Raw genomic sequence first — 3,675 nt, forward strand, 5'->3', positions numbered from 1 at the left:
ATCGGTAAATATCACCCGCATGGCGACATCGCGGTGTACGACACCCTGGTCCGGCTGGCCCAGGATTTCGCGGTGCGCTATCCGCTGGTCGAGGGGCAGGGCAATTTCGGCAATATCGACGGCGATAATGCAGCCGCGATGCGATACACCGAGGCAAAGCTGACCGCCGTCGCCGCCGCCTTGATGGACGGTCTCGACGAGGATGCGGTCGATTTCCGCCCGACCTATGACGGCACCGAGGAAGAGCCGGTGGTGATGCCGGCGGCTTTTCCCAACCTGCTGGCCAACGGTGCCGCCGGGATCGCGGTGGGGATGGCCACCAGCATCCCGCCGCACAATGTCGGCGAGATCTGCGATGCGCTCGATCTGCTGATCAAGCAGCCCGAGTGCGCCATCGATGATCTGATAGCGCGGATGCCGGGACCGGATTTCCCCACCGGCGGCGTACTGGTCGAAAGCCAGGCCGCGATCGCCGAAGCCTATCGGACCGGCAAAGGGGCGTTCCGGCTGCGGGCGCGCTGGACGGTCGAGAAGCTCTCGCACGGCCTCTATCAGATCGTCATCACCGAGATTCCCTATCAGGTGCAGAAGGCGCGACTGATCGAACGGATCGCCGAATTGCTGGGCGAGAAGAAACTGCCGCTGCTGGCCGATATCCGAGACGAATCCGCCGAGGACGTCCGGCTGGTGCTGGAGCCGCGCAACCGCACCGTTGAAGCGGCGTTGGTGATGGAGCAATTGTTCCGTCAGACCGACCTGGAAAGCCGGGTTCCCCTCAACATGAACGTGCTCGACGCCAATGCGGTGCCGCGGGTGATGACCCTGAAGGAGGTGCTGCGCGCCTTCCTCGATCACCGGATGGTGGTGTTGGAGCGGCGCTCGCGCTTTAGGCTCGACAAGATCGACCGGCGCCTCGAGATTCTCGAAGGCTTTTTGAAGGTCTATGCCGACCTCGATACCGTGATCCGGATCATCCGCTACGAGGACAGTCCCAAGGCCGAACTGATCGCCCGCTTCGACCTGACCGAGGTCCAGGCCGAGGCGATCCTCAATATGCGGCTGCGCAGCCTCAACAAGCTTCAGGAACTTGAAATCCGCACCGAGCATGATGCGCTTTCGGCCGAAAAGGCCGGGCTGGTTGCGCTGCTGGGGGACGAGAGGCGGCGGTGGGGCGTGATCGCCGGGCAGATCGCCGAGACCCGCAAGGCGTTCGGTGGCGCGACGCCGCTGGGGCGGCGGCGGACTGAACTGGGCGAAGCTCCGGCGGCGGTGGTGGTGCCGATCGAAGCCTTCGTCGAGCGCGAGCCGATCACGATGGTTCTGTCGGACAAGGGGTGGGTGCGGGCGCTGAAAGGCCATGCCGACACCTCGCCCGAAACCCTGAAGTTCAAGGAAGGCGACGAACTCCGCCTTGCTCTGAAAACCTGGACCACCGACAAGATTCTGATCCTGTCGACCGATGGCCGTATCTTCACCCTGGGCGGCGACCGTCTGCCGTCGGGACGCGGTCATGGCGAGCCACTGCGGCTGATGGTCGATCTTGCTCCCGAAGCCGACGTCGCCGCCATACTGGTGCATCAGCCGGGACGGCGGCTGTTGCTGGCGACGGATGCCGGGCGCGGCTTTATCGTTCAGGAGAATGAGGTTCTGGCCCAGACCCGCGCCGGGAAGATGGTCCTTAATGTCGGCGAGGGGGAAAAGGCCCATTTCTGCCTGCCGGTTGAAGGCGACGCCCTTGCGATTATTGGCCACAACCGCAAGATGCTGGTGTTCATGATCGAGGAAATCCCCGAACTGACCCGGGGGCGCGGTGTGATCTTGCAGAAATATCGCGATTGCGGCACTGCCGATATCAAGATGTTCACCCTGGCCGATGGCTTGAGCTGGACCTTGGGCGAGCGGACGCGGACCGAAACCGTGCTGACGCCGTGGCTGGGAAAACGCGCCTCGGTTGGGCGGCTCCCCCCCAGCGGTTTTCCCCGCACCAACCGTTTTTCCTGAAGTGAGGACATCGCGCTTGGTTTGATGCTGGATTAATTTCTCGAATCGTCTCATTTTTTAGGACGGGGGAGGGGCCCATCCTGGCGGAGACGGCTTCGCCGGCCATGAACGGGGGGATCGGAACCTGATGTTCGGTAAAATTTTTCTTCTCGTCCTGGTTGTTGCCGTCGTGTGGTTCGGATTTCGCTATCTGACCCGGGTCGCGGAATTGGTGATCCGGCGCGATGGTCCCCCCGGAACCGGGCGCGGTGCGGCACCGACCGAAACGATGACCGAATGTCGTGTCTGTGGCGTATGGCAACCATCGCGTGCCGCCACCCGGTGTCGCCGCCCAGACTGCCCTTATTGATCCGAAGCCGAAGGGATTGTCGCGATGCTCAAAACGGTGATCGACCGCTTCAAATCCTTTCTTACGCGCCCTACGACCGGGCAGGTTCGTCAGGTCGATCCCGCCCAGATTCGGAAATGGTGGGACGCGGGGCAGGTGCTGATCGTCGATGTGCGCGAACCGGATGAACATGATCACGAGGCGATCCTGGGGGCGATGAATCTGCCGCTGTCGCGCTTTGACCCCGCTTTGGTTCCGCATCCGGCACCGGGGCAGCATCTGGTGCTGCATTGTATGAAGGGAATCCGCTGTGCGCCCGCCTCGGACCATCTGGTCGCTTCGGGCTGGCAGGGCGAAATCGTGCGGATGAAAGGGGGGCTGATCGGCTGGATCGCGGCCGGTGGCCCAACCACCTTGCGGCACTGACGTTTCGTTAACGCGCCTCGGGCTATCGTGAACGCTCACACTTCGAGAAGGGAGTGATCATGGGCCAGAAGGCCATACGCCGCGATCGCATCGCGGTTATCCGGGATCGGGTTTTGGATGTCATTTCCTCGCCCGATTCTCATTCGTTGATGACCCGGGAGCGGGCGCTGGATTCGCTAGCGCTCCTGTGGGAATCCGAAGGAGACAGTTTCGGGCCGCACTCGGCTCGTTGACCGACCGGCACCGGCTTCCGACGTTTTGGGTTCGGAAGCCGGGCGCTGGGTTCATTCCGGCGGGCGTGGCACCCACAGAACCGTCGCAGTTCCCTCGCCCTGATTGCATAATTCGGCCAGCCGTGCGGCGGAAACCCGCATCGGAGTGATGCCGTTGATGGTAAGAACACCACGCCTGACCAGCTTCCATCCGACCGAAACGCATAATTGAGGCGGTACGTTTTCCGCCGTCACCATCGTCACTCCGCCTTTCCGCTCGGTGCGGATCGCCCCGTGAAACGCACTGGCCTCAATCGATTCACCGGCAGCAGCCTGTTGCATCCGCGCGAAAAAGATGTCCGCAGCACCGGACGGCAGTCCTCGCGGCGCATCGGAGTGGAGAACGAACCACGTGCCGACCGCGATGCCCACCACCACAACGCCCGCCACCGCGATCCACAGCGCCCGTTTGCGTTTAGGCGGACGGGGCTTGGCCTTGGGAGGGTGAGGGGGATGAGCGGGATGCGCCGGGTGACCGACCATGGTCTTTTCCCTGCTGAAAAGGGGGGCGGGGCAAGTTAAAAAGATGATGTCAGTAAAGTTTTAACACATTCTTATTCCGTTTGGTGACAAGAGAGGGCACCTCCTGTCTTGCCGATAGAAATTCCCATGGTACGATAGGTCGTTTCTGGTGGCTGACGCCACCTC

General features: G+C 62.4%; 4 protein-coding genes. 3 read left to right on the forward strand and 1 reads right to left on the reverse strand.

The features are described from left to right. From parC to K678_RS17120, 3 genes are all read left to right on the forward strand, one after another. Positions 1-2,001: DNA topoisomerase IV subunit A (gene parC / locus K678_RS17110; RefSeq protein WP_021133738.1), on the forward strand; the 2,001-nt coding region annotated here is incomplete at its 5' end. Between the two features lie 127 nt (positions 2,002-2,128). Next, positions 2,129-2,350 carry a hypothetical protein gene (locus tag K678_RS17115; RefSeq protein ID WP_021133739.1) on the forward strand — a complete coding sequence of 74 codons (222 nt, stop codon included), beginning with the start codon at positions 2,129-2,131 and terminating at the stop codon, positions 2,348-2,350. Positions 2,351-2,374: 24 nt separating this feature from the next. Beyond that, positions 2,375-2,755: a rhodanese-like domain-containing protein gene (locus tag K678_RS17120; protein WP_021133740.1), complete on the forward strand. Its 381-nt coding sequence runs from the start codon at positions 2,375-2,377 to the stop codon at positions 2,753-2,755. 284 nt (positions 2,756-3,039) lie between these two features. Here K678_RS17120 and K678_RS17125 read toward each other — a convergent pair whose 3' ends face one another. After that, on the reverse strand, positions 3,040-3,510 hold the full coding sequence (locus K678_RS17125; protein ID WP_021133742.1) for a hypothetical protein: 471 nt from the start codon (positions 3,508-3,510) through the stop codon (positions 3,040-3,042). Between the last annotated feature and the right edge of the window lie 165 nt (positions 3,511-3,675).

It is taken from the genome of Magnetospirillum fulvum MGU-K5 (assembly GCF_000442515.1).
GTDB lineage: Bacteria > Pseudomonadota > Alphaproteobacteria > Rhodospirillales > Magnetospirillaceae > Phaeospirillum > Phaeospirillum fulvum_B.